The sequence below is a fragment of the Mesorhizobium sp. M0208 genome (genome assembly GCF_040322015.1).
Classification (GTDB): Bacteria; Pseudomonadota; Alphaproteobacteria; order Rhizobiales; family Rhizobiaceae; genus Mesorhizobium.
In genome coordinates, this window is sequence record NZ_JAMYSP010000001.1 from 391,283 (window position 1) to 411,806 (window position 20,524).

Genomic DNA, 20,524 nt, shown 5'->3' on the forward strand with positions numbered 1-20,524 from the left:
GTTTCCCTGCTTCCGCAGCGTCACCAATGGATGACGGCAGGGCTCGAAACGCCGCTCTAAACCTTTCTTAAGGCCAATGTGACACTGCTGGGTTCCCCAGGGTTGGGATCCAGGCGTGCATCTGAGACGAAAAAACGAGATTCCGGTCGACGTTTACATTCCGTTCGTGGAAACACTGTTTCGCGACGGGTTCACGCTGTCGATCGGCCTTGTTGCGCAGACACTTCTCGTCATTCTGGTCTATTGGAAGACCATGGACCTGGCGTATCTTTTGGTTGCTGCTGGGCTCATCATCGTCGGTACTCTGCGCCTTCGCAACATCCGGAAATACGGGCGACTTCCTTCCCCGACGACGTGGGAAGAAGCCCATGATCGCGAAAATGATTACATAATTTTCGGTTCGATGCATGGTTTTATGCTTGGCGCGTTCTGTTTCGTTAGTATCTATCTGGCAAATGACAGCCACGACAACTATGCCGAAATAGCCTCTGTCTGCGTCACTCTTGCATCGGTCACGTCGATTGCCGGCCGCAATTATGGGTCGCCGCGCATGGTCATGATTTTTATCATTACCACCACATGGCCCATATCGCTTGGCTTTATCCTGCGCGGCGATATCTACCACATTATCCTCGGTCTGATGTCGGCCCCTTTTCTGTTTGCAATCAAGCGATTCGCCGACATCGTCCGCGAAGTCCTGTTTACCGCCCTGTCGGAGGAAAAGAAGGCGAACCGCATCGCGCAGCGTTTCAACCGCGCGCTCAATACCATGTCGCATGGCCTTGTCATGCTTGGTCCCGACGGCCGGGTTGCGGTGGCCAATGCCGAAGCCGCGCACCTGATGTCGCTCAAATCGGCCGATGCGCTGCTCGGCCGCTCGATCCACGGTCTGCTGATGCGCGGCGCTGCAGGCGGCATGCTGGCGCCGAAAGATTGCCGTTACATCGAAGCCCAACTGACGCGTGCGTTGCGCGAGGGCCGCGACCGCAAGGTCCTGGTCTCGCTCACCAACGGCCAGCACTATGAATTTTCGGCGCGCGAAGGCAGCCAGGAACTGGGCGTCGTCACTTTCGAGGATGTGACCGCCCGGGTCGAGGCGGAAGACAAGATCCGCTTCATGGCGCGCTACGACAGTCTCACCGGCCTGCCCAACCGCGGCTACTTCCACGAGTTGGTGGTGGAAGCCATGGCCTCAGGGGATCCCGCGCGTCTCTGCGGGCTGGTGGTGCTCGACCTCGACGATTTTAAGAGCGTCAATGACACGCTCGGCCATCCGGTCGGCGACGGATTGATCTACGCCGTTGCTGAGCGGCTGGCCGCGGTCGCTGGGCCAGGCATCACCGTCAGCCGCTTCGGCGGCGACGAGTTCATGATCTTCTTCGAGCGCATCGAGGATGAAAGCCACCTGATCGGCCAGGTTGATGAGATCTTTGTCAATCTACAGGGCGAGGTCGATGTCGCCGGCCACGGATTACGCATCCAGGCCAGCGGCGGCGCGGTGCTGTCGCGGGTCAAGGATACCGACGTCGACGCCATGATCGTCAAAGCCGACCTTGCACTCTACAAGGCCAAGGAGCTTGGCAAGAACGGTTGGCGGCTGTTCGAGGCCTCCATGGATGCTGCCTTCCGCAGCCGTCAGCTGATGAAGGCGGACCTGCGCAGCGCCGTGGAAAACAACGAATTGCGGGTGGTCTATCAGCCGATCGTGGCGATGAGCACGATGCGTATCGCCAGTTGCGAAGCGCTGTGCCGCTGGGATCATCCCGATCTCGGGCCGATTTCCCCCGGTATCTTTATTCCGCTGGCGGAGGAAATGGGGATTATTTCCGACATCAGCACCTTCGTCCTGCATGCGGCCTGCACGGAATGCGCGAAATGGCCGGCCCAGACCAGCGTGTCGGTCAATCTCTCGGCCAAGGATTTCCGCAACCGTGATGTCATCCAGAAGGTTCGCGACGCGCTAGCTGAATCCGGTCTTTCCGCCGGACGTCTGGAGATCGAGGTCACCGAGACGGCGCTGCTCGACGACAAGTCGCTGACACGCCAATATATCGAGGAGTTGAAGCGGCTCGGCGTGCGCATTGCGCTCGACGATTTCGGTACCGGCTATTCGAGCCTGAGCTATCTCCACAAGCTGCCGCTCGACAAGATCAAGATCGATCGCTCGTTCCTGATCGACGTCACCCAGAACAGCCGGTCGCTCGAATTGCTGAAGGGCATCGTCAACCTGTCGCGACCGCTGGGACTTTCAGTCACTGTCGAAGGTGTCGAGACCTTCGAACAGCTCAAGATCCTGGCATTGCAGGTCAAGCCGGACCTGGTCCAGGGCTTTCTGTTCGGATCTGCGCTCAGCGCGTCCGGCATCGAGACCATGTCGAGCACCGTCTGGCCTTTCGCCAAGGACATCCAGACGGCAAGGAAGGCGCCGCGGCGCTGACTTCGCGCTGAAAACCGCGTATTTTAGTATAATTTTATTAATTATTAACCTTAACGGGCGGTAAACGACCTCCTACTTATTTTCATCTTTACATCTCATGACCCGTCCGTAGTGTCGGCTGGTGGCGGCAATCGCGGGGAATAGAGTTCATGTGTGCCCAGTTGAGTTCGCTCGGCCATGCGGCGGGCGCTGGTGGGAAAGATGCGTCCGAGACCATGTCCAGCTTCGCGCAACATGTCTATGCGCTGCTTGACCGGACGGAGTACCGACGCTGTGAAAGCGGCGAGGACTTCGAAAGCATTTACAGGCTGCGCTACAATTCCTATCGGATGAACGATCTGGTGCCCGAGAATGCGTCCCGTCAGGTCCATGACGAGTTTGACGAACTGCCCAATTGCCATACGTTTGGAATCTACATCGAGGGGCGGCTGGTCAGCACGATGCGCCTGCATGACGTGTCTGCTGATAACGCCACATCACCAGCGCTCAGCGTATACAAGGACTTGTTGATGCCGCGTCTGGCGGCCGGCGAAGTCTTTATCGACCCGAGCCGTTTTGCCGTGGACGCCGAATGGTCACGGCTTTACCCTCAGATCCCGTATGTGACGCTGCGCCTTGCCGGCATGGCGTGCTTCCATTTCGGCGCGCCTTATTGCATATCCATGATCCGTGAGGACCATGCGGCTTTCTACAAGCGCATCTATCGGGCGCGACCGATCGGTGATGCGCGGCCCTATGCCGGCGTGATCAACTGTTTTGCGCTGCTTTATCAGGCCGATGTCCTGGCGATCAAGAATGAAACCTACGCTCGCTTTCCGTTCTTCCGTTCGACGCCGATGGAGCAGCGCATGTTGTTCGATAAGCCCGGCGCCGGCGAACTCGCGCCGCTGACCATCCTGCCCACCGCCAAGTATTTTCGCGAAGCCGCCTGAACGAGCCCATGGAGCCTTCCGATCGCTTCGGCGTTCTGGGCAAGGGTGTTGGTAGGTCGGCATGGCCGACATCCATCACGCACCGCTTCGATAGCGATCCGATCAAAGGAACCGATATGACCATTTCCACGCTCGCCCTTACCCCGCTTATCTCGCTGATTGCAGGCGTGCTGATCCTGGTGATCCCGCGGCTACTCAATTATATCGTCGCCCTTTATCTGATCGTTGTCGGCCTGCTCGGTCTGTTCCCGCATCTCGCCGGCTAACGACATCGGCAATAGCGGACCTGCCATCCATTAGGATTGGTATCGCCGCGCTCCGCGCAGCGATTTCAAGTTTTGCTTGAGATTGTTGGCTGCGGCGATGCGGCAATAGCGCCATTGCCCTTAACGCGGCTTTTCGCTATGTGCCTGAAAGATGTCTTCGAAGGGGTATTCCAATGGCTGAACATACGCCGACCGGTCCTGTCGAACTGGGCGCGAAGATGGACTATGCCGAGCACGACCGCACCTATGCCGGCTTTGTGATGCTGGCCAAATATGGGTCGCTATTTTGCGCCGCCGTGCTTCTTGCCATGGCGTTCGGCTTCTTTGTGGGCGGCTTCTTCTCGGCGACTATCCTGTTCGTGCTGATCCTGGCCATCGGCGCCTTTATTCTCCGATAACTCCTCCAACCTTTGTCGAAGGCGCCGCCGCGGACGGTCGGTGTCTTGCGGTAACAGGGTTCCGGCCGAAAGGATCGTGCGGTGGGACAGACGGTTTTCATCCCTCGTGAGCTCGACGCAAACGAGCCTCGCGTCGCGGCCTCGCCCGATACGGTGAAGCGGCTGGCAGCGCTGGGTTTCGACGTAACCGTGGAAACCGGCGCCGGCACGGCGTCGCGCATTCCCGACGAGGAGTTTGCCAAGGCGGGCGCCGCGATCGGCAAAGCCGGCGATGCTGCCAAGGCCGACGTGGTGCTAAAGGTGCGCCGCCCCATGGACGTCGAGCTGAAGGGCTACAAGTCCGGCGCCGCCGTCATCGCCATCATGGATCCCTATGGCAACGATGCTGCCGTCGCAGCCCTTGCCAGGGCCGGTGTTACTGCCTTCTCCATGGAGTTCATGCCGCGCATCACCCGGGCGCAATCGATGGACGTTCTATCCAGCCAGGCCAACCTCGCCGGCTACCAGGCGGTGATCGATGCGGCTGCCGAATATGACCGGGCGTTGCCGATGATGATGACGGCGGCTGGCACGGTGCCGGCTGCGAAGGCGTTCGTCATGGGCGTCGGCGTCGCCGGTCTGCAGGCCATCGCCACCGCGCGCCGCCTCGGCGCCGTGGTCACCGCCACCGACGTGCGCCCGGCCGCCAAGGAGCAGGTCGCCTCGCTCGGCGCAAAATTCCTGGCCGTCGAGGACGAGGAGTTCAAGGCGGCCGAGACGGCTGGCGGCTACGCCAAGGAAATGTCGAAGGAGTACCAGGCCAAGCAGGCGGCGCTGACCGCCGAGCACATCGCCAAGCAGGACATCGTCATCACCACGGCGCTGATCCCCGGCCGGCCAGCGCCGAAGCTGGTTTCGGCGGCGATGGTCGCGTCGATGAAACCCGGCTCCGTGATCGTCGACCTCGCGGTCGAGCGCGGCGGCAATGTCGAGGGCGCCGTGCCCGGGAAGGTGGTGACCACCGCCAACGGGGTAAAGATCGTCGGCCATCTCAACGTTCCCGGTCGCGTCGCCGCCTCGGCCTCGCTTCTCTATGCCAGGAACCTCTATGCCTTCCTTGAGACGCTGGTCGATAAGGCGACGAAGACGCTTGCCATCAACCGCGACGACGAGCTGGTCAAGGCAACCATGCTGACCGATGCCGGCAAGGTCGTGCATCCCGCGTTCGTCAGGGCTGAACAGGAGCCACCAAAGGGCCAACATGTCGAACCACCGGCCATTCCGGCGAGGACGATGGTTGCCGAGGCTTCGGCGAAGCCGGCTGCGAAGAGACCAGCCGCTTCGAGGAAGCCCAAGACCACCGGAGGGATCGCGTGATGGATCAGACTCTGCAGAAAGCCCTCGACCAGCTCGACCAGGCGACAGCTGCCGTGCGGCTCGCGGTTCAGAACCTAGCCGCCGCGCCCGGCACCGAAGCGGCGGGTGACGCCGCTCACGCGCTGTCCGGCGGTGCCATCGATCCCTTCGTCTTCCGCTTCGCCATCTTCGTGCTGGCGATCTTCGTCGGCTACTACGTCGTCTGGTCGGTGACGCCGGCGCTGCACACGCCATTGATGGCCGTCACCAACGCCATTTCCTCCGTCATCGTAGTCGGCGCGTTGCTGGCCGTCGGCATCTCGGCCTCGGGCATCGCCACCGGCTTCGGCTTCGTTGCGCTGATGCTGGTATCGGTCAACATCTTCGGCGGCTTCCTCGTCACCCAGCGCATGCTGGCTATGTACAAGAAGAAGGAAAAGTAGGCCGCTATGAACGCCAACTTCGCTTCCTTCCTCTATCTGGTCTCCGGCATCCTGTTCATCCTGGCATTGCGCGGCCTGTCGCATCCGACCACCAGCCGCCAGGGCAACATGTACGGCATGATCGGTATGGGCATTGCCATCGCCACGACGCTGGCTCTGGCCACCCCTTCCGCCGGCCGCTTCGCGCTGATCGTGCTCGGGCTGCTGATCGGCGGCTCGGTCGGTGCGATCACGGCACGGCGCATCGCCATGACCTCGATGCCGCAGCTGGTCGCCGCCTTTCACTCGCTGGTCGGTCTTGCTGCGGTCATGGTGGCGGCCGCCGCCATCTATGCACCGGAAAGCTTCGGCATCGGCACCGTCGCCGATATTCATGCCCAGGCGCTGATCGAGATGAGCCTCGGCGTTGCCATCGGCGCCATCACTTTCACCGGCTCGGTCATCGCTTTCTTGAAGCTCGACGGCCGCATGTCGGGCAAGCCGATCATGATCGGTGGCCGCCACTTCATCAACGCGGCCCTGGGCATTGCGCTGATCGTGCTGATCGTGCTGCTCGTCACCACCGAGTCCAAGCTGGTGTTCTGGCTGATCGTTGCCGGCTCGCTGGTGCTGGGCGTCCTTCTCATCATCCCGATCGGCGGCGCCGATATGCCGGTGGTGGTGTCGATGCTGAATTCCTATTCCGGCTGGGCCGCCGCCGCACTCGGTTTCACGCTCGGCAATCTGGCGCTGATCATCACCGGCGCTCTGGTCGGTTCATCGGGCGCCATCCTGTCCTACATCATGTGCAAAGGCATGAACCGGAGCTTCATCTCGGTCATCCTCGGTGGCTTCGGCGGCGAGACATCAGCCATTGCCAACGACGGCATCGAGCGCACGGTCAAGCAGGGCTCGGCCGAGGATGCCGCCTATCTGATGATGAATGCGCAAAAGGTCATCATCGTGCCGGGCTACGGCATGGCCGTCGCCCAGGCGCAGCACGCGCTGCGCGAGATGGCCGACAAGCTCAAGGCCAACGGCGTCGACGTCAAATACGCCATCCACCCCGTCGCCGGCCGCATGCCCGGCCACATGAACGTGCTCTTGGCCGAAGCCAACGTGCCTTATGACGAAGTGTTCGAGTTGGAGGACATCAACTCTGAGTTCGCGCAGGCCGACGTCGCCTATGTCATCGGCGCCAACGACGTCACCAATCCCTCGGCTCGTGACGACAAGTCCTCACCGATCTACGGCATGCCGATCCTCGACGTCGACAAGGCGCGCACTTGCCTGTTCGTCAAGCGCTCGCTTGGCTCCGGCTATGCCGGCATCGACAACACGCTGTTCTACAAGGACGGCACCATGATGCTGCTCGGCGACGCCAAGAAGATGACCGAGGAGATCGTCAAGGCCATGGATCACTGAAAAGGCCTCGTTGCCAATTCACTGCCGATCGTCGAATACAGCTCGGCTCCGCGCCGGGCTTTTTCTTGGCTGTTACCGGTTCTGAAGCTACGATGCCGACCCGTCGTCTTGCAAACGGCGTCATCGTGGAGGTGCTGGTGCCCGACCCTGGTTCTGCTGCATCGCCGGCCGCCGATCTGACCGCAGCAGAGAAGGCGCCACGCAAGCGCAGCCAGGCGGTAGTGGTCGTGCACGGCATGGGCGAGCAGCGGCCCATGGACACGTTGAGGGAGTTTGTCCAGGCCGTATGGAGCCACGATCCGGCCCGTGCACCGTTCTATGCCCATGTCGCCGATCCGGCCGACCCGATGGGTGCGAAGATCAACCAGAGCTGGATCACGCCCGACAGCCGGACCAATTCGCACGAACTCCGCCGGATCACCACGCCCTATGATGTCGATGGCCGCCGCACCGATTTCTACGAGCTTTACTGGGCCGACATCACCCAGGGCACGACCCGAAGCCGCCTTGCTGCCTGGGTGACGACCCTGCTCTGGCGCAAGCCCGTCGATATTCCGCGCGATGTGCGCAAACTCTACGTCGTCACGCTTTTGGCCACCATCGTCGTCCTCGGCGCGGCGCTGGCGCTCGCAACGTCGACCTGGCAAGGCTACATCTCCTGGACGACCGGTGTGCTTGTCACGGTTCTGGCGTCGTTCGTCATCTGGTCGGTGGACCAGTTTGGCTTGCCTTATTTCGGCGACGTCGCCGCCTATGTGCGGGCCGAAGCGGCAACGGTCGAGAAACGGGCGCTGGTCCGCGAGCGTGGCCTCAAGCTGCTGAAGCGTCTCATGATGGACGATGCCTATGATCGCATCGTGCTGGTCTCGCACAGCCTCGGGTCGATCATCGCCTATGATCTGTTGCAGATCTTGTGGGCTGATTTCAGGCCTAGAAAGCTGGAAGCCATTCGCGACAAAGCGCGGCTGAAGGCGATCCACGCCGTCGACAAGGCGACGCTGGCCGCCGATGCCTCCGCCTGGCCCGACAGCCTCAATGATCTCCCCGCATTCCGGCGCCACCAATGGGAGCTCTACCGGCAGCTTCGCGTCGGCGACGCCGATCATCCGCTGCCGTGGAAGATCAGCGATTTCGTCACGCTCGGCAGTCCGCTGACCCACAGCGAGTTCCTGGTGACCTACAACCTCGCCGAATTCAGGCGCGGCATCGCCGAGCGCCTGTTTTCGGCATGCCCGCCGATCGCCGACAGGGCGGCGGGCGGGACCATGCTCTACCAGGAAGGGCGCAGCCATTCCGGCAAGCCGCAGCGGGCGGTGCATCATGGCGCGGTGTTTGCCGCAACGCGCTGGACCAATATTTTCGACAGGGGCAATGGCTGGCTGACCGGCGACCCGATCTCAGGGCGGATGACGGAAAACTTCGGTCCCGGCGTGGAAAACATCCAGGTCGAGCTGCGCGGCTCGCTTGGCCGCGTCTTCACGCACAGGCTCTATTGGTCGCTGACGGCGAGCGGCGTCGAAGTCAATGCGCCGGTCGGCGCACGGCCGCGCTCGCACCTTGCCGTGCTGCGCGATGCGGTCGATCTCGGCCGCAAACTGGAAGCTGAGCTGTAGGCGGTGAGCACGACAATGCCGCGGCGGCACTTCAAGGCAAGGGTCCGCTTCGGGCGTAATCTTCCCGAAGCGGACCGAGTTCGCCTAGTCACCGATCAACGATTGGTCAGGAAAATTGCTTCCTCGTCGTCGCGCTGCCTGCCGCCAAGTGCTGCGGCCGCACTGGCAATGAAGGCGCCGATGACCAGCGACAGCGCGCCAATCAGCGAGAAGGTGGCGCCTGCCTTTCTGGCGGTGTCGGCCGCCTGCTGCGCCTTGACCTTGGCCTCCTGCGCTCTGGCGATTACTGCATCGACGCGAGCGGTGGCATCCGCTTCGGACAGGCCTGTGCGGGCGGCCACCAGCCGCGACAGATAGGTCTTGTCGTCGGCCGATATTTCGCCTGCTGCGGCACTCGCGATCAGAATGCGCGATGCCTGCGCCGATGCCGCGGCGTCGCTCTCCGGATTGGCGGCAGCGAGCCTTGCCGGATCGGCCGGGCGAAACAGCGTATCGACGAAATACGACGTGGCGTCGTTAGTCGAGGCGCCACCAGCGTTTGCGGCAGCACCTGCCGAAGCGCCCATTGCCGCGCCCGATGCCACAGTCGAAGCAGCCTGGACACCGCTGCCTATTGCGGCCGAAAGCGCCGTGCCGAGCACGCCGGCGACGAGCAACGTCGCCAGCGCCCAGGCCAGGAAACCGTGAGCGGTATCGCGGAAGAAGACTTCATCGGTGTGGATGCCGACCCATTTGGTGCGCAGGCGTCCGGCGAGGTAGCCGCCCAGCGCCGACGACAACCACTGCACGACGATCAGCCAGACGGCAGTGGAAACTGCGAAAGTGGTGACTGACGCACCCGAGCCGGACCATGGCGACACCATGCTCAGCCCAAGCCCGGAGCCGAGCAGCATCAAGATGAAGGTAAGCGTCGACGCAGCAAAGGCGCCGGCGACGATTGGCCCCCAGCTGACAGCGGGGGAAGCGGATTCCGTCGGTGCGGAAACGTCGGCAGTCGTTAGGGTGGACGGCATCGAAGCCCCCTACCTTGCAAACAGCATGATCAGAATAATGATCGGAATCGGGACTCCGAGAAGCCAGAGCAAAATGCCACGTCCCATGGATGCCTCCTGCGGCGATTGTGATCAACTACAATGCCTTGAAAGCCTTTCCGTTCCGGCGGTCCTGCTGATCTCTGTTGCTTGCAACAGTCGGCATCGGTGCGCCAAGGCGCACCAATGCACTTCATGCCTGCTGGCTGGGTATCTGAGATCGTGGCTCAGATGTCCAGATTGGCGACCGACAGCGCGTTTTCCTGGATGAATTCGCGCCTGGGCTCGACCTCGTCGCCCATCAGCCGCGAAAACAAGCTGTCCGCATCCGTTGCGTCATTGACCTTGACCTGCAAGAGCGAGCGCACATTCGGGTCAAGCGTCGTTTCCCAGAGCTGCTCGGCGTTCATTTCGCCAAGGCCCTTGTAGCGCTGCATGGTGAGGCCCTTGCGGCCGGTGGCAAACACGGCATTGAGCAGTGCCAGCGGCCCCGAAATGGTTTCCGAGACATCCTTGCGGCGCAGCACCGGCGGCTCGCCATAGATTTCCGCCAGACGCGGCGCATAGCGGTCGAGCTGGCGTGCGTCGGCGGAATTGATCAGCGCCAGGTCGAGATGTGCGAACTCCTTGACGCTGCGCACCGTTCGCTCGAAGACATAGCCGCCAATGCCCTCGTTCGAGGTCGACATGCGGCCGATCCAGCCGCGCTCGGTGTCCTCGGCGATAATGTCGAGACGGCGGGCAACACGCTCGGCCGTCTCATTGGCGCGGCCGAGGTCGGTGAAGATCTCCGGGTTGAGCGCGCCGGCAATCGCTGCCTGCTCGACCACGCCTCTGTTATAGCGGGTGTGCAATCCGTTGATGAGCTGGCGGACAGCCAAGGCGTCGTCGATGGCACTGCGCAGGTCCTGCCCGGCCCGCACCTCGCCCGTGCTGAGCGCAAGCGACGCTTCTTCCAGCCCGGAGCCGATCAGGAATTCCTCGAAGGCGGCTTCGTCCTTGATGTATTGCGAGCTCTTCCCGCGCGTCACCTTATAGAGCGGCGGCTGCGCGATGTAGAGATGACCGCGTTCGATCAGTTCCGGCATCTGGCGAAAGAAGAAGGTCAGCAGCAAGGTGCGGATGTGGGCGCCGTCGACATCGGCGTCGGTCATCAGGATGATCTTGTGGTATCGCAGCTTGTCGGCATTGAACTCGTCCTTGCCGATCGAGGTGCCGAGCGCAGTGATCAGCGTGCCGATCATGTCGGAGCCGAGCATACGGTCGAAGCGGGCGCGCTCGACATTGAGGATCTTGCCGCGCAGCGGAAGAATGGCCTGGTTCTGGCGCGAACGGCCGCCCTTGGCCGAGCCGCCGGCGCTGTCGCCCTCGACGATGAAGATCTCCGATTTTGCCGGATCGCGCTCCTGGCAATCGGCCAGCTTGCCGGGCAGCGAGGTGACGCCGAGCGAACTCTTGCGGGTAATGTCGCGTGCCTTGCGCGCGGCTTCACGCGCGGCCGCGGCCTGGATGACCTTCTCGATGACCGCCTTGCCCTCGGTCGGGTGCTCCTCCAGCCAGGTGCCGAGCGCTTCGTTGACCAGCCCTTCGACCACCGGACGGACCTCGGACGACACCAGCTTGTCCTTGGTCTGCGAGGAGAATTTCGGGTCGGGAACCTTGACTGACAGCACCGCCGTCAGCCCTTCACGGCAATCGTCGCCGATCAGCGCCACCTTTTCCTTCTTGGTCAGGCCCGAAGAGTCGCCATAGCCGGTTATCTGGCGTGTCAGCGCACCGCGAAAGCCTGCCAGATGCGTGCCGCCGTCGCGTTGCGGGATGTTATTGGTGAAGGCCAGCACGTTCTCGTGGTAGCTGTCGTTCCACCACATGGCGACTTCGACCGTGATGCCGTCGCGCTCGGCGCGGATCGATATCGGCTTGTCGAGCAACGGCTTTTTCGTCCGGTCGAGATATCGGACGAACTCTTCGAGGCCGCCATCGTAGTGCAATTCATGGCGCACGATGTCGGCATGGCGGGCATCGGTCAAAACGATGCGCACGCCGGAGTTCAGGAAGGCGAGTTCGCGCAGCCGATGCTCCAGCGTACCGTAGTCGAATTCGACCATGGTGAAGGTTTCGGACGACGGCAAAAACGTGATTTCGCTGCCGCTGCGGCCTTCATAGGTGCCGGGGAGCTTGTCTTGTTCATAACTGCCGGTAACGCGCAGCGGCGCGTCGGCATTGCCATGCGTGAAGCTCATCTCGTAGATCTGGCCGTTGCGGCGGATCTTCAGTTTCAGCCAGGCCGACAGTGCGTTGACGACCGACACGCCGACGCCGTGCAGGCCGCCCGACACCTTGTAGGAGTTCTGGTCGAACTTGCCGCCGGCATGCAGCTGCGTCATGATCACTTCGGCCGCCGAAATGCCTTCGCCGGTGTGGATATCGGTCGGAATGCCGCGGCCATTGTCGGTGACCGTCACCGATCCGTCCGGATTGAGCGTCACCGTGACCAGGTCGGCATGGCCGGCCAGGGCTTCGTCGATGGCGTTGTCGACGACTTCATAGACCATGTGGTGCAGGCCCGAGCCGTCGTCGGTATCGCCGATATACATGCCCGGCCGCTTGCGAACGGCATCCAAGCCCTTCAAAACCTTGATGGAATCGGCGCCGTATTCGGCTTCAACGCCGTTGGCGATGTCGGTCTGTTCGCTCATGAAAACCTGTCTGATTGATGCCGTGTGCAGAGCGCGAAAAATCGGCTTCGAATCGCGCATTTCTAATGTCGTAGATATAGGCGCAAAAGGCGGTTTTTCCAAGGTTTGCAGGCATTTCCGGACGGAATGACGGTCGCGTCGGCCGGCTACTGGCGCTTGGCTTCGATCCTGGCCAGCCGCTGACGCAGGAACTTGATCATGAATTTGTATCGCGGCGCCAACCGCCCGCTTCGGTCGAGCTCGAGCGTCATGTCGAGCGCCTTGGAAAGCACGGCTTTCGGATCCTTAGCGACTTGCGCGTAGTCGATATAGGCGACCACCAGGTCGCGCTGCCAGGTGGCGTTGTCCGGATCGGCCCGGGCAAGTTTCTCGCGAATGGCCAGGCTGTCCTGATAGGCTTGCCGGGCTCCGCTGAGGTCGCGCTGCTTTAGGCGCAGGGTGGCGACTTCGGACAGCGTTATCGACAAGTCACGCTGCCAGTCGGAATTGGCCGGATCGAGCTTGGCCAGCCGCTGCGCAATCGCGTAGCTGTCCAGATAGGCTTTCAGCGCGCCTTTGTGGTCGCCCTGTATCGCCAGGACGCCGGCGACTTTCTCGAGGCAGACGGACGGGTCGCGCTGCCATTCGGTGTTGTTCGGGTCGCCGACGGCGAGCGCGCTGGCCTGCGAAAGTGCCTCACGATAAGCCGAAAGTGCCGCCGGCCAATTCTGCTGGTCGCTCAGCGCATTGCCGATCTTGGCGTTGCCGACCGACAGGTCGCGTTTCAGCTCGGTGTCGTCCGGATCGCGTTTCGCCAGTTGCTTGACGATCGCGAGGCCTTCCCTGTAAGCCGCCAGCGCCCCGGCGGCGTCGCCGCGTTCGCGCAGCAGGTCGCCTATCGTATCGTGGCTGACCGAGACGTCACGCTGCCGGTCGGCGTCTCCCGGTTTGTCCGCCGCCAGCGCCAGCCGCACCTTCAGGCTCTCTTCATAGGCCGCCTGTGCGTTATCCAGTTGGCCTGCGACATGGGCAAGGTGACCGATCTCATCGTAGGTGATGGTCAGGTCGCGCTGCAGTTCGGCACGGTCGGGCTCTCCGGCGGCGAGCTGTTTCTTGATCGACAGACTTTCCTGGTAGACCTCTGCGGCGCCGGCCAGATCGCCTTGCGTCGCCAGTACGTTACCGATCTTGTCGTCGGCCATGGCGAGGTCGCCGAACCACTCCAGATTGTCCGGTTCTGCCTCGGTCAGGCCCTGCAGAATGGTCTTGGCCGCCTCATAGTTTTGCAGCGCTGTCGGCAGATTGCCTTGTGCCATCCGCACATTGCCGAGCTTGACGTGACTGACGGCGAAGTCGCGTTTCACGTTGGGATCGGTTTCATGATGCGACCGCCGTTCGAGATCGGCTTGCAGCGTCTCGAAGGCGCGGCCGGCCGCATCGATATTGCCAACCGTGGTATAGAGTTTGCCCAGCTCGTCCAGCGTGCGGATCAAGCGGTCGGCATCGTCGAGCGACAGCACCACCCGTCCGGCTTCGCCATAAAGCGCGAGCACGGATTCATAGTCCTTGATGGCTGTGGCGTAGTCGAGGTCGGCCCGCGCCGCCCCGCCGGACAGATAGCGCGTTGCGGCCTCGGAGAGCGTGCGGCTGACGAAATTGGCCTTCAGAGCGTTGCGAGAGACATTATCGATCTCGGCTGCCTCGGCGAGCTTTTTGCGCGCCGCATCGAACGCTCCCAGCGAAAGCTGCTCTTCGGCCTGCCGGCGCAACGCTGCCACCCGCAGATCGTCGGATCCAAGCGTCTGCATTTCGCTCCGCACCTTGACGAAGGCGTCGGCTGCCTCACGCAGCCTGGCGTTCAGACTGTCAGCGGAGAGGTGGCCGGTATCGGAACTGATCAACGCGCCATAGAGCGGTGCCAGCGGCATGTCGGCGTCACTGGCGATCTTCTCCACCTCGCCGCGCATCTGAGGCGTCACCTCGGCCATGGCAAGCAACAGGCGTTCGCGCTCGGGCAGTTTCTCCTTGGCTGTCGTGGCAAAGAACAGCTGCGGCAGGCCGCTCTCGACATAGGGCAATTGCTTGCCGCGCGAGAGGTCGTAGACCTCCTGCTGCACGAGCGTCAGCACGGAGCGGATCTCGAGTCCATCGGTGCCGAGATATTTCGTCAACGCCGCGGTGAACGGCGAATTCTGGCCGGTCCCATCCGCGGCGGTCTCGCCGGGCGCTGCCGAGAAGGCAAACAGAATGTTTTCTGCCCGCCCGACGCGGCCAAGACCCGGCCGGACCTTGACGCCGACCTCTTTTGCAAGCGCCGTTGCGCCGCGGCCTTCGCCGCCCGTAGCCGCAAACGGATCGCTGCGGCAGGCATCGAGCACGATCAGCCCGACCTTGCTGGTGGCGGCGACGGTCGTGCGGATCTGCTCCAGCGGCAGGCTGGTCCTTTCCAGCGCATCGAGCGACGACGCGTCTGCATCGACCGGCAGGAGCCGATTCTCGCCGGCGATCTCGACCCCGTGGCCGGAAAAGAACACCAGTACCACGTCGGCGCCTTTGGCATCCTCGCGGAAATCGTCGAGCGCCCGGCGCATGCGCCGCAGGTCGCGGTTGGTTTCGAGGAAGACCTCAAAGCCGAGCTTCCTCAGCACCGTTTCCATCACCTCGCCGTCGTTGACGGGATTGGCGAGCGGCCGGATCAGCCGGTAGTCGTTCTCGGCGATGACCAGCGCAACGCGCCGCTCCGCCACGGCAGCGGAGGCCGTCGAGAGGATCAGCAGCAAGGCAAACAGAAGACGCAAATCGAACCGCCCCGGCCCGGTCGTTTGCCGGAGCATTCCATCTCTTTATGGCATGAGCAAGTTATGGCATCGGCAAGCGCGGCCGTTCGCGTTGTCAGCCGACCCGCATCGGCTTCAGCGCTTCGCTCCAGCGGAACAACTCGTCCAGCATGGTCCTGGCCCCGCCGAGCACCTGCTCGCTGGGCAGGAAGGCGCCGGTCTCGTCGAGCAGCTTCTGGTACATCGGCAGCGCCACGCCTTCCGGGATCGGCATGACGCCGACGGAGGTCAGCAACGGTTTGACTGCCTGCGCCGCTCGCAAGCCGCCGGAGACACCGCCATAGCTGAGGATGGCGGCCGGCTTGTATCGCCATTCCCTGAGCAGGTAGTCGACCGCGTTGACGATCGCCGGAGCGGCGAAATAATTGTATTCCGGCGCTACGAAGACGAATGCGTCGGCGGCGTCGATTGCTTTCGACCAGGCTTTCGTGTGGCTGTTTTCGTATTTGCCGAGTCTCGGATGATGCGGCTCGTCCAGCACCGGCAGGTTGAAGGCGGCGATATCGGTGAGCAATGGCTCGAATTTGCCGTGTTCGCGCGCAAAGCTTTCCAGCCACTTTGCGAAAACCGGTCCGGCGCGGCCCGGCCGCGTGCTGCCGATGATGACGTTCAACTGGTGCTTCAAAGCGGGGCTCCTGCCGGTTTCTGACATCTGTGGTGCTGCCACCTAAGACACGCAGCCGGACACAGCAAGCAGGCAATTTCCGGTGCCCTGGTCACATTCCAGAGAGCGGATGCTTCGCCTTGTCGTCCAGTCACATGGACGCCTGCCTTGCCCGCCACTACATTGAGGTGTCAGCGGAGCAAGCCATGGACAGTCAGCCCGTCCCCTTCGTCCCGCCGGCGCCGAAGCCGCGCACAGCGCCGCCCTCGACGCTGGAGATGATCCGCATCGTCTACCGCAATCCGCTCGAGCTGTGGGGCGAGCCGACCTATAACGAGCCCTGGATTTCGGTGACCGGTATCGGTGGGCCGCTGGTCATCGCCAACGATCCCGGTCTCATTCGCCATGTGCTCGTCGATAACGCCAAGAACTACAAGATGGCGACGGTTCGCCAGCTGATCCTGCGGCCGATCCTGCGCGACGGCCTGCTGACCGCCGAGGGCGAGGTGTGGAGGCGTTCACGCAAGGCGATGGCGCCAGTGTTCACGCCGCGCCATATCTTCGGTTTCGCCGAGCCGATGCTGAAACGCACGCGGGAGTTCGTCATGCGCTACGAGGGCGGCGGTACGTTCGACGTCGCTCACGACATGACGCTGCTTACCTTTGACATCCTGGCCGAGACGCTGTTTTCCGGTGAGATTTCAGGCGAGCCGGGCAGCTTTGCCAAGGAGATCGACCGCCTGTTCGAGACGATGGGTCGGGTCGATCCACTCGACCTGTTGCGGGCACCCGACTGGCTGCCGCGCCTGACCCGCATCCGCGGCCGCAAGACCATGGCCTACTTCCGCAAGATCGTCACCGACACGGTGCAGATGCGCGAGGCGCGGTTGAGGCGTGCTCCGGACACGGTGCCGCAGGATTTTCTTACGCTGCTGTTGAGGGCGGAGGGACCGGGCGGGCTAACCCGGTCCGAAGTCGAGGACAACATCATCACCTTCATCGGCGCTGGCCACGAGACTACGGCCAGGGCGCTCGGCTGGACGCTCTACTGCCTTGCCGAAGCGCCGTGGGAGCGCGAAAAGATCGAGCACGAGATCGATGCGGTGCTGGCGCGTGAGCCCGACCCGACGAAATGGCTCGACGCCATGCCGCTCACCCGTGCCGCCTTCGAAGAGGCGCTCAGGCTCTATCCGCCGGCGCCATCGATCAACCGCGAACCGATCGAGCCCGAAACCTGGAACGGCCTCTACATACCGCGGCGTGCCGCGGTGCTGGTGATGCCGTGGGTCGTCCACCGCCATCGGAAATTGTGGGACCGGCCGGACGCTTTCATGCCGGAACGCTTCCATCCGGGGAATCGTGAAAAGATCGACCGTTTCCAGTATTTGCCGTTCGGCGCCGGGCCTCGCGTCTGCATCGGCGCCAGCTTTGCCATGCAGGAGGCAATCATCGCGTTGGCGATCATGCTTTCGCGTTATCGTTTCGATACCACCGCGCAAACCCGACCCTGGCCGGTGCAGAAGCTGACGACGCAGCCGCAAGGCGGGCTGCCGATGCAGGTTACCAGGCGCGCGCCGTAGGCAACCGGACGTCCGTTCGTGTTATGCGGCGGACTTGCGTTGGAACTGGCCGGCGGCGCGGTAGCGCCAGAGATAGCTTGGCAGGATGGTTCCGATCGAACGCGGCTGGATACCGAGGCCGGCAAGCGTCCTGTTGTCCTTGACGGCGTCATCCGACACGACATTGTGCTGGCGCAACAGCAGGACCTGGTCCTTGGTCAACAATGGATTGGGCAGCAGCCCGAGAATTGATGCCTGGAGGTTCGCCAGCCACCATGGCACGGGCAGCAAAAACCGCCTGCGTTCGATGATGACGAGCAGCTCTTGCATGCATTCCTTGAAGGTAAGCACCTGCGGCCCGCCGAGTTCATAGATCCGGCCGCCCTGGACCTTGCCGTCGACCGAGTGCGCCACCGCCTCGGCGACGTCGCCGACATAGACCGGCTGGAATTTCGTCTGCCCGCCGCCGATCAGCGGCAGCACTGGGGAAAAGCGGGCCATGTTGGCAAAGCGGTTGAAGAAACCGTCCTCCGGCCCGAAATTGATCGATGGCCGCAAGATCACGGCGTCTTGGACCGTCTCAAGAACGGCCTTTTCGCCGAGCGCCTTGGTCCGCGCGTAGTCCGATTGCGCGTGGAGCTCCGCTCCCAGAGCCGAGATGTGGGTGAGGCCGGCGCCGACGGCGCGCGCCGCTTCGGCAATAGCGCGCGCGCCGAACTCGTGGACGGCAGTAAATTTCTGCCGGCCGGCCTCATGCGCGATCGCCACCAGATTGACGACATGGTCGGCGCCTTGCACGGCGCGGTCGACCGACCAGCGCACCCGGACATTGGCCTGCACCGGCTGGATCTGCCCGACATTGCCAAGCGGTTGCAAATGACCGGCGAGATCGGGCCGGCGGCAGGCGACCCGGATGCGGTAGCCGCGCTTGGCCAGCGCCCGCACGACATGACGACCGACAAAGCCGGAGCCGCCGAAAACGACGACGAGCTTTGGGGTCTGAAGGATTTCGGTCATGGCTGGCTCCGGCGGGCTATCCAGATGGCTTGATTGAAGCCGTTTCATAGTCGGTTTCGCGCCAAAGGCAAAGGGCGACCATAGGTCGCCCGGCACTGTTGAAGCATGATTTTCCGGATCCGTTCGAAATGGCAGAAAACGCCGTCGAGGCCCGGCTTTACGGCAACTCCATTAGGAACAGGAACCTTTGTTCGCTAGGCGATTTTAGATGTATGGTTTGATTCCGAATGGAGGATATTGCCGATGACGACAAAACGCGTTGCGATCTTCGCTCTGGCTTTCGTAACAGGCTGCAGCATTGGTGCCCCGGCATTCGCGGCAAACCGGCATCACCAAGCGCAACCCGAACGCTACGTTCCCGCCAACGGCGACATCATCGACATTCTGTTCGGTGGCCCGCGCTACTATGACAACCCCCTGTTCACGACGGCCGCCGAACCCTGCTCCTACAACAGGGTAGGACCGGACGCGAATGCGGTGAACGTCATCAACGATCATCATTGCGGGAAGTAGGCTCGCGCTCCCGGATCGGCCGGCCTCTGCCGCTCATCGTACAAACGAATTTCTTTAGGACGAATAGCGCGCGGCGAATTCGGAAATGCGTTGCACCACGGCTTTCGGCGCGCTTATGCCGCGCGCCGCCGCCTTCTCTGCCGCTTCTGCCCGGGCACGCCCCGGCACATGCACGCCATAGCGCCGCCGCAACCTGTCGAGTTGGTCCTTCATCCGTTTCTCGAAGTTCGGATCGAGCAGCTTGGGCTCGACGGCGAGCACGAACAGGCCGGTCCCCGGACTGTCCGGCCCGCCGCTGAACCATGGCGCATCGAGCGACCAGTTGGCGCCCGACAGGCCCGCAGCCAGCACCTCGACCATCAGCGCGATGTTGGCGCCGCGCTGGCCGCCGAAGGCAAGCATGGCGCCTTTCATGGCGGCTGCCGGGTCCGTGGTTGGATTGCCGCTGGCGTCCAGTGCCCAGCCTTCGGGGATCTTCTTGCCGTCCTCGGCCGCCTTGCGGATGTTGACGAAGGCAGTGGCGCTCGACGACTGGTCGATGACCAGCGGCGCCCCGTCCGTGGTGGGTGCGGCAAAGGACATCGGGTTGGTGCAGTAGACCGGCTTGACCGAGCCCGAGCCGGCAAGCACGGCCGGGCCGTTGGTGGCGGCGAACGACACCAATCCCTGCGCGGCCAGCCGTCCGGTGAAATAGCCGAGCGCGCCGCAGGTATAAGCATTCTTCTGCGAAAAGATGGCGACGCCGAACAGCCGCGCCGCCTTGGCGAGGTCATCGATCGTGCGGTCGAAACCGGTATGCGCTAAGCCGCCGCGCGCATCGGAAAGATAGACCGCGAGCGCCGGCCTGGTGATCACCGGATCGGCGTTGCCGTCAATACGGCCGGCTTCCAGTGCTTCGAGATAATCGATGAAGTGCGACAGTCCGACTGTCGACAGTCCTTCAGCCTCGGCCGCGACGATCGAGGCAGCCAGCGACTGCGCCGCCTCTTCGTTGGCGCCGGCGCCAAGTGCGGCCATCCGGCACAGCCCTGTCGCCTGGTCGAGACTGAGTTGCATGGCAGCTGCCCTGAATTCGCGACTTTAACAGCTTTAGCCTAGCTTGCTCGGGATCCGCGCCTCGAGCCTGCGGAAACCGAACACCAGGATACCGGTGATGGACATATAGACCAACGCCAGAAGCAGCAAGGGTTCGTAGGTGATGAATAGATCCTGGCGCACCCGCGAAGCTACGGCATAGATGTCGACCATAGTTATCGTTGCCACCAGCGGTGTCGCTTTCAGCTGGAGAACAGTTTCACCCGCCAGCGTCGGCAGTGCCCGGCTGATCGCCTGCGGGAGCCATATGCGCCTGAAGATTTTCCAACGGCTCATGCCGAAAGCGCGGGCCGCTTCGAGTTGGCCAAGCGGTACCCCGGCGAAGGCGCCACGCATTACTTCGCCTTCATAGCCGGCATACG

General features: G+C 62.7%; 17 protein-coding genes. 10 read left to right on the forward strand and 7 right to left on the reverse strand.

Annotation, left to right across the window (positions count from 1 at the left end; genetic code table 11):
- Nucleotides 1–115 precede the first annotated feature (115 nt).
- The 8 genes from NKJ17_RS02000 to NKJ17_RS02035 all read left to right on the forward strand — a co-directional run bounded on the left by NKJ17_RS02000 (nucleotide 116) and on the right by NKJ17_RS02035 (nucleotide 8,828).
- Nucleotides 116–2,437 (forward strand): putative bifunctional diguanylate cyclase/phosphodiesterase, encoded by a 2,322-nt coding sequence (locus NKJ17_RS02000; protein ID WP_352505881.1) that lies wholly within the window; start codon nucleotides 116–118, stop codon nucleotides 2,435–2,437.
- A 149-nt stretch (nucleotides 2,438–2,586) separates the two neighbouring features.
- Nucleotides 2,587–3,369 carry an N-acyl amino acid synthase FeeM domain-containing protein gene (locus NKJ17_RS02005; RefSeq protein ID WP_352480090.1) on the forward strand — a complete coding sequence of 261 codons (783 nt, stop codon included), beginning with the start codon at nucleotides 2,587–2,589 and terminating at the stop codon, nucleotides 3,367–3,369.
- Nucleotides 3,370–3,485: 116 nt separating this feature from the next.
- Nucleotides 3,486–3,635, forward strand: a complete 150-nt coding sequence (locus NKJ17_RS02010) for a DUF3096 domain-containing protein (RefSeq protein ID WP_352480107.1) — start codon at nucleotides 3,486–3,488, stop codon at nucleotides 3,633–3,635.
- A gap of 173 nt (nucleotides 3,636–3,808) precedes the next feature.
- A complete protein-coding gene (locus NKJ17_RS02015) occupies nucleotides 3,809–4,033 on the forward strand; it encodes an aa3-type cytochrome c oxidase subunit IV (RefSeq protein WP_254816044.1) in 225 nt (74 codons plus the stop codon).
- An 81-nt stretch (nucleotides 4,034–4,114) separates the two neighbouring features.
- Complete coding sequence (locus tag NKJ17_RS02020; RefSeq protein ID WP_352686627.1) at nucleotides 4,115–5,389, forward strand: Re/Si-specific NAD(P)(+) transhydrogenase subunit alpha; 1,275 nt, start codon at nucleotides 4,115–4,117, stop codon at nucleotides 5,387–5,389.
- Complete coding sequence (locus tag NKJ17_RS02025; RefSeq protein WP_302893582.1) at nucleotides 5,389–5,811, forward strand: NAD(P) transhydrogenase subunit alpha part 2; 423 nt, start codon at nucleotides 5,389–5,391, stop codon at nucleotides 5,809–5,811. Before NKJ17_RS02020 ends, NKJ17_RS02025 begins: the two co-directional genes overlap by 1 nt.
- Nucleotides 5,812–5,817: 6 nt before the next feature.
- Nucleotides 5,818–7,215 (forward strand): NAD(P)(+) transhydrogenase (Re/Si-specific) subunit beta, encoded by a 1,398-nt coding sequence (locus tag NKJ17_RS02030; RefSeq protein ID WP_352686629.1) that lies wholly within the window; start codon nucleotides 5,818–5,820, stop codon nucleotides 7,213–7,215.
- Nucleotides 7,216–7,307: 92 nt separating this feature from the next.
- Nucleotides 7,308–8,828 (forward strand): hypothetical protein, encoded by a 1,521-nt coding sequence (locus NKJ17_RS02035; RefSeq protein WP_352505879.1) that lies wholly within the window; start codon nucleotides 7,308–7,310, stop codon nucleotides 8,826–8,828.
- A gap of 95 nt (nucleotides 8,829–8,923) precedes the next feature.
- Here the strand turns inward: NKJ17_RS02035 and NKJ17_RS02040 are convergent, their stop codons facing one another.
- From NKJ17_RS02040 to NKJ17_RS02055, 4 genes are all read right to left on the reverse strand, one after another.
- Nucleotides 8,924–9,841, reverse strand: a complete 918-nt coding sequence (locus NKJ17_RS02040) for a hypothetical protein (protein WP_352480094.1) — start codon at nucleotides 9,839–9,841, stop codon at nucleotides 8,924–8,926.
- A 245-nt stretch (nucleotides 9,842–10,086) separates the two neighbouring features.
- The gene (gene gyrB / locus NKJ17_RS02045) at nucleotides 10,087–12,558 is read right to left on the reverse strand and encodes a DNA topoisomerase (ATP-hydrolyzing) subunit B (RefSeq protein ID WP_352505878.1); all 2,472 of its coding nucleotides are present in this window, start codon (nucleotides 12,556–12,558) and stop codon (nucleotides 10,087–10,089) included.
- 146 nt (nucleotides 12,559–12,704) lie between these two features.
- Complete coding sequence (locus NKJ17_RS02050; RefSeq protein ID WP_352686632.1) at nucleotides 12,705–15,371, reverse strand: caspase family protein; 2,667 nt, start codon at nucleotides 15,369–15,371, stop codon at nucleotides 12,705–12,707.
- A gap of 58 nt (nucleotides 15,372–15,429) precedes the next feature.
- Complete coding sequence (locus NKJ17_RS02055; protein WP_352505876.1) at nucleotides 15,430–15,999, reverse strand: NADPH-dependent FMN reductase; 570 nt, start codon at nucleotides 15,997–15,999, stop codon at nucleotides 15,430–15,432.
- A 185-nt stretch (nucleotides 16,000–16,184) separates the two neighbouring features.
- Here NKJ17_RS02055 and NKJ17_RS02060 point away from each other — a divergent pair, with 185 nt between their 5' ends.
- Nucleotides 16,185–17,558, forward strand: a complete 1,374-nt coding sequence (locus tag NKJ17_RS02060) for a cytochrome P450 (RefSeq protein ID WP_352505875.1) — start codon at nucleotides 16,185–16,187, stop codon at nucleotides 17,556–17,558.
- A 21-nt stretch (nucleotides 17,559–17,579) separates the two neighbouring features.
- Here NKJ17_RS02060 and NKJ17_RS02065 read toward each other — a convergent pair whose 3' ends face one another.
- Complete coding sequence (locus NKJ17_RS02065) at nucleotides 17,580–18,554, reverse strand: complex I NDUFA9 subunit family protein (protein WP_352505874.1); 975 nt, start codon at nucleotides 18,552–18,554, stop codon at nucleotides 17,580–17,582.
- 243 nt (nucleotides 18,555–18,797) lie between these two features.
- On the opposite strand from NKJ17_RS02065, the gene NKJ17_RS02070 reads away from it, so the two are divergent.
- Nucleotides 18,798–19,067: a hypothetical protein gene (locus NKJ17_RS02070; protein WP_352505873.1), complete on the forward strand. Its 270-nt coding sequence runs from the start codon at nucleotides 18,798–18,800 to the stop codon at nucleotides 19,065–19,067.
- A gap of 54 nt (nucleotides 19,068–19,121) precedes the next feature.
- Here NKJ17_RS02070 and NKJ17_RS02075 read toward each other — a convergent pair whose 3' ends face one another.
- Nucleotides 19,122–20,123, reverse strand: coding sequence for an Ldh family oxidoreductase (locus tag NKJ17_RS02075; RefSeq protein ID WP_352686637.1), 1,002 nt, complete (start codon nucleotides 20,121–20,123; stop codon nucleotides 19,122–19,124).
- A gap of 33 nt (nucleotides 20,124–20,156) precedes the next feature.
- A partial coding sequence (locus NKJ17_RS02080; protein WP_352686640.1) for an ABC transporter permease subunit occupies nucleotides 20,157–20,524 on the reverse strand: 368 nt, incomplete at its 5' end.

Coding starts and splice junctions, on each gene's coding strand:
- NKJ17_RS02035 (WP_352505879.1), top strand. CDS start 7,308: ATGCCGACCCGTCGTCTTGCAAACGGCGTCATCGTGGAGGTGCTGGTG.
- gyrB (WP_352505878.1), bottom strand. CDS start 12,558: ATGAGCGAACAGACCGACATCGCCAACGGCGTTGAAGCCGAATACGGC.
- NKJ17_RS02075 (WP_352686637.1), bottom strand. CDS start 20,123: ATGCAACTCAGTCTCGACCAGGCGACAGGGCTGTGCCGGATGGCCGCA.
- NKJ17_RS02010 (WP_352480107.1), top strand. CDS start 3,486: ATGACCATTTCCACGCTCGCCCTTACCCCGCTTATCTCGCTGATTGCA.
- NKJ17_RS02040 (WP_352480094.1), bottom strand. CDS start 9,841: ATGCCGTCCACCCTAACGACTGCCGACGTTTCCGCACCGACGGAATCC.
- NKJ17_RS02025 (WP_302893582.1), top strand. CDS start 5,389: ATGGATCAGACTCTGCAGAAAGCCCTCGACCAGCTCGACCAGGCGACA.
- NKJ17_RS02060 (WP_352505875.1), top strand. CDS start 16,185: ATGGACAGTCAGCCCGTCCCCTTCGTCCCGCCGGCGCCGAAGCCGCGC.
- NKJ17_RS02065 (WP_352505874.1), bottom strand. CDS start 18,554: ATGACCGAAATCCTTCAGACCCCAAAGCTCGTCGTCGTTTTCGGCGGC.
- NKJ17_RS02015 (WP_254816044.1), top strand. CDS start 3,809: ATGGCTGAACATACGCCGACCGGTCCTGTCGAACTGGGCGCGAAGATG.
- NKJ17_RS02070 (WP_352505873.1), top strand. CDS start 18,798: ATGACGACAAAACGCGTTGCGATCTTCGCTCTGGCTTTCGTAACAGGC.
- NKJ17_RS02030 (WP_352686629.1), top strand. CDS start 5,818: ATGAACGCCAACTTCGCTTCCTTCCTCTATCTGGTCTCCGGCATCCTG.
- NKJ17_RS02005 (WP_352480090.1), top strand. CDS start 2,587: ATGTGTGCCCAGTTGAGTTCGCTCGGCCATGCGGCGGGCGCTGGTGGG.
- NKJ17_RS02050 (WP_352686632.1), bottom strand. CDS start 15,371: ATGCTCCGGCAAACGACCGGGCCGGGGCGGTTCGATTTGCGTCTTCTG.